The following is a 4,877-nucleotide window of genomic DNA, read 5'->3' as shown; positions in this document are numbered from 1 at the left end:
TAAACTTTTAAACTCATAAACTTTTAAACAAGAAGATGAAGTTAGATAGAAAAGAAATCCTAAAAGCATTAGAAACAATTACTATTGCTGGCGAAGGAAAAAATATGGTAGAAAGTGGCGCGGTAAAAAACGTACTTATTTTTGGCGATGAGGTTACAGTAGATTTAATGATTGCAACTCCAGCAATGCACATTAAAAAACGTGCCGAAGACGATATTAAAAAACTAATTCACGAAAAATTCTCTCCAGATGCCATCGTGAAAGTAAATATTAAAGTCGAAGCCAAAGAAAATCCAAACGAAATTAAAGGAAAATCTATTCCTGGAATTAGCAATATTATTGCCGTAGCTTCAGGAAAAGGTGGTGTTGGTAAATCTACAACTACAGCAAATTTAGCCGTTACTTTAGCCAAAATGGGATTCAAAGTTGGAGTTCTTGACGCCGATATTTACGGTCCAAGTATGCCAATAATGTTTGATGTAGAAAATGAAAAACCAATTTCTATAGAAGTTGACGGAAAGTCTAAAATGAAACCTATCGAAAGTTATGAAATTAAATTACTTTCTATCGGGTTTTTCACTTCTCCAAGTCAGGCCGTTATTTGGCGTGGACCAATGGCTTCAAAAGCATTAAACCAAATGATTTTTGATGCCGATTGGGGACAATTAGATTTTATGTTAATCGATTTACCTCCAGGAACAGGCGATATTCACTTGTCAATTATGCAAGCGTTGCCAATAACTGGTGCGGTTGTCGTAAGTACGCCACAAGCCGTAGCTTTAGCCGATGCTAAAAAAGGAGTTTCCATGTTTTTATCAGAAGCAATCAACGTTCCGGTTTTAGGAATTATCGAAAACATGGCGTATTTCACACCAGAAGAACTGCCAAATAACAAATATTACATCTTCGGAAAAGAAGGCGCCAAAAATCTTGCAGAAGATTTACAAGTACCATTTTTAGGCGAAGTTCCATTGGTGCAAAGCATTCGTGAAGCTGGCGATTATGGTCGTCCAGCAGCATTGCAAACCGCTTCACCATTAGAAAAAATATACGAAGAAATAGCAAGAAACGTGGTGCAAGAAGTAGTGAACAGAAACGAAAATCTTGCTCCAACAGAAGCCATCAAAATAACAACAATGGCAGGATGTTCTGCAGTGAAGAAATAGTATTCAGTTTACAGTCTCAGTTTACAGTTTACACTGTTTTCTGCGGCTGAAAACTGCGACTGAAAACTAAATTAAATTATGACACACGAAGAATTAACACTAAATGTTGAAAAAGCACTCGAAGAAATCAGACCATTCTTGAATTCTGACGGCGGCGACATCAGCTTGGTTTCTATTGACGATGAAAAGCACGTAAAAGTGCGTCTTCAAGGCGCGTGCACGTCATGTAGTTTAAGCATCAGCACAATGAAAGCTGGCGTTGAAACTACCATAAAAAAGTATGCACCACAAATAGAAACTGTAGAAAATATACTATAACGTTGCTCTAAATTTTTCGAATTTTTGGGCGTTACCTTTCAGGTCGGGCTTTCGCCTTTATCTTTTGTTCCACTAACGTTCCACAAAAGGATATCGGCTCTATCCCTAACGCAACAACCGTAAACTGACAAATATCATATGTTTAAAAATTTATGTTTTGGACTTTTGCACTTCAAACTTCTAAACGCATAAACTTCTAAACTCATAAATTATCTAAATGATTACAACAGATATACTCATCATTGGTGCCGGACCAACCGGTTTATTCACCGTTTTTGAAGCAGGATTATTACAATTAAAATGTCACATCATTGACGCACTTCCGCAACCTGGCGGACAACTTGCCGAACTTTATCCAAAGAAACCAATATTTGATATTCCTGGTTATCCCGAAGTTTTAGCTGGTGATTTAGTGACCAATTTAATGGAACAAATCAAGCAATTTCAACCAGGATTCACCTTGGCTGAAACGGCTGAAACTATTGATAAATTAGAAGACGGAACTTTTATAGTTACTACTAATAAAGGAACAAAACATCATGCAAAAGCCGTTGCAATTGCAGGTGGTTTAGGAACTTTTGAACCAAGAAAACCTCAATTAGAAAACATTGCTTTCTACGAAGAAAAGGGAGTGGAGTATTTTGTAAAAGATCCAGAATTATTCCGTGATAAACGAATAGTAATCGCTGGTGGTGGAGATTCTGCTTTAGATTGGAGTATTTTCCTTTCTAATGTAGCTTCAGAAGTTACTTTGGTACATAGAAGAAACGAATTCCGTGGCGCTTTAGATTCAGTTGAAAAAGTGCAAGAATTAAAAAAACTTGGAAAAATCAACTTGATTACACCAGCAGAAGTTGTTGCCATAAACGGAAAAGACCATGTTGAAAGTATTGTATTAGAAAACGAAGGCGTGCAACAAGTTTTTGAAACCGATTATTTTATTCCGCTTTTTGGATTAACTCCAAAATTAGGAGCAATTGCCAATTGGGGATTAGAAATTGAGAAAAACGCTATCAAAGTAAACAACGCTTTAGATTACCAAACCAACATCGATGGAATTTACGCCATTGGTGACGTGAATACCTATCCAGGAAAATTGAAATTGATTTTATGTGGTTTCCACGAAGCAACTTTAATGTGCCAAAGTGTTTACAACAGAATCAATCCAGGTAAAAAATATGTTTTAAAATACACAACAGTTTCAGGAGTTGACGGTTTCGACGGAACGAGAAAAGAAGCTGAAAAAGCAGTTGTAAAATCGATTGATTAATTATCCTGCAAGGTTTATAAAACCTTGTAGGTATTTATACTAAAATAAAATGCCACAAGATATTACCCTAAAAATAACCGACCGAAACGGACAAACTCACGAAATTCAAGCGCCAACAGACATGAATTTAAATGTCATGGAAGTTATTCGTATGTATGAATTAGCCGAAGAAGGAACCGTTGGTGTTTGCGGCGGAATGGCAATGTGTGCATCATGTCAATGCTATGTTTTAAATGATGTAATTTCGTTAGAAAGAAATCCAGATGAAGAAGCCATGCTTTGGGAAGCCTATCATGTAAAAGACAATTCTAGACTAGGTTGTCAAATACGAATTACTGAAGAAATAGATGGGCTAGAACTCGAAATTGCACCAGAACAATAATAGAAGCGAAAAGAAATTTTCGCTTTTTTTGTAACAAAATTTTAACACTTACGTATAATCAAAATATTCCACTAAATTAATTGGAATTTCATTTTGATGGATCAAAACACCTATTCTCCAGGATTGCATAAACTAGTAACTCTTCAAGTTAACGATGTCAATTTGCTCACTAATAGCAACTCTTTTATTGCATTTTCAGAAAAAATAATTCAAGAATTTGAACTTGAAAAAGTCGGAATTATTACTCATAATTTTGAAAATAATAGTTTTACCATTGCTATTTGTTTAAAAGAATCTCATATTTGTATTCACACATGGCCCGAATTTAAACAGCTTACTCTTGATGTTTATTTGTGTAATTATTTACAAGATAATACTCAAAAAGTAAAAAGTATTACCAATGCTTTTATAAATTATTTTAATGCGGTTGTTTTAAAAGATTTTGAAATTAATAGATAAATAGATATGGATTTTCCTTGTTTCCATTGTAATACTGAAACTAAATTAGATGTAAAAATTGACGTAAGTTTTTTTGCTTGTCCAAGTTGTGGTACATTGTATTCAAAGAATGAGAACAATGATTTTACATATAGAGATCGATTTAAAAAAGAAATTTATAACAATGCTTTTTCTGTGGGTCAGAAAGCTGAATTTAAAAATGAAACCTACACCATTATTGGACTTTTAATTAAAAGATTCGATGCGGTTACAAGATGGGCAGAGTATGTGTTGCAAAACGACAAAGGAGAGTTTCTCTATTTATCAGAATCCTCAGGAAATTTCATTTTATTAGAACAAATTGAATTCGAAAAGAAAGTAGGCAATCATCCTTTAGAAATAGATTATTTGGATAAAACCTTTGAAAGATATGATTATACTTATCCAAAACTAGATTATGCTTCTGGATATTTTGATTATAATATTTTAAATAAAATTGAATTAATAGAGTACATAAATCCACCCTATATTGTTTCATTTGAAAAATTTGGACAAGAGCAAACCGCATTTTACGGAAAACACATTTCAAGAAGTGCTATAAAAAGTGCTTTCAAAACTTCGGCAATTCCATCCAAGTCAGAAATCGGAATGGTGCAACCTTTTCTTTTTGATGTTAGAAAATTGGTGATAATATTTTGCTCCTTTGCCATATTAATTTTGTTAACGCATTGGTTTTTAAATAAAGATAGAAGAGAACAAGAAGTATTAAACACTTCTATTCCTTTTGAGAGTTATACTACTAAAGAGTTTGTAAGCCCATCATTTGAATTAAAAGGAAGTTCTGCACCATTACAAATTTCGGTTTATTCAAATGTGAATAATTCATGGGCAAATGTTCAAGTAGCTTTAGTAAACGAAAAGACTAACGAAGAAGTTTATGCATCCAAAGATATCGAGTATTATCACGGTAATACTGATGGAGAAAGTTGGTCTGAAGGAAGTACATCAGAGAATTTCAATATTTGTGGCGTTGCAGAAGGTAAATACCATTTATCAATTACACCTTCCAAAGCTCCAGAGGATTTGTCAAATAGTTCGTTAGTTATAAGCGCAACATGGAACAAACCTTCGATGCGAAATATTTTTATGACATTTATTTTTATGACAATTTTTATTGTTGTAATTTATTACCTTTCAAGGTATTTCGAAGAAAAAAGATGGGGTAATTACTAATATTAATTTCAAATGGAAAAAGTATCAGATTTTATAAAAGAAAATTATCTATCAATTATAATAGCTATAG

The 4,877-nt window shown here is 33.5% G+C and carries 6 protein-coding genes; all 6 read left to right on the top strand.

All coding sequences use genetic code 11. From position 1 onward, the window contains the following. Positions 1-35: 35 nt before the first annotated feature. The 6 genes from DIU01_RS11965 to DIU01_RS11940 all read left to right on the top strand — a co-directional run bounded on the left by DIU01_RS11965 (position 36) and on the right by DIU01_RS11940 (position 4,807). Positions 36-1,166, top strand: coding sequence for an Mrp/NBP35 family ATP-binding protein (locus tag DIU01_RS11965; protein WP_290834759.1), 1,131 nt, complete (start codon positions 36-38; stop codon positions 1,164-1,166). A gap of 78 nt (positions 1,167-1,244) precedes the next feature. Next, entirely contained in the window at positions 1,245-1,484 is a 240-nt protein-coding gene (locus DIU01_RS11960; RefSeq protein WP_290834757.1) for a NifU family protein, read from the top strand. Positions 1,485-1,701: 217 nt separating this feature from the next. Continuing rightward, positions 1,702-2,754, top strand: a complete 1,053-nt coding sequence (locus DIU01_RS11955; RefSeq protein WP_290834755.1) for an NAD(P)/FAD-dependent oxidoreductase — start codon at positions 1,702-1,704, stop codon at positions 2,752-2,754. 49 nt (positions 2,755-2,803) lie between these two features. Further along, a complete protein-coding gene (locus DIU01_RS11950) occupies positions 2,804-3,136 on the top strand; it encodes a 2Fe-2S iron-sulfur cluster-binding protein (RefSeq protein WP_169524151.1) in 333 nt (110 codons plus the stop codon). A 96-nt stretch (positions 3,137-3,232) separates the two neighbouring features. After that, the gene (locus DIU01_RS11945) at positions 3,233-3,595 is read left to right on the top strand and encodes an S-adenosylmethionine decarboxylase family protein (RefSeq protein ID WP_290834751.1); all 363 of its coding nucleotides are present in this window, start codon (positions 3,233-3,235) and stop codon (positions 3,593-3,595) included. 6 nt (positions 3,596-3,601) lie between these two features. Next, positions 3,602-4,807 carry a DUF4178 domain-containing protein gene (locus DIU01_RS11940; RefSeq protein ID WP_290834749.1) on the top strand — a complete coding sequence of 402 codons (1,206 nt, stop codon included), beginning with the start codon at positions 3,602-3,604 and terminating at the stop codon, positions 4,805-4,807. Positions 4,808-4,877 lie beyond the last annotated feature (70 nt).

It is taken from the genome of Flavobacterium sp., assembly GCF_003525665.1.
Lineage (GTDB): Bacteria > Bacteroidota > Bacteroidia > Flavobacteriales > Flavobacteriaceae > Flavobacterium.
This window is presented reverse-complemented; position numbering and strand designations above follow the sequence as displayed.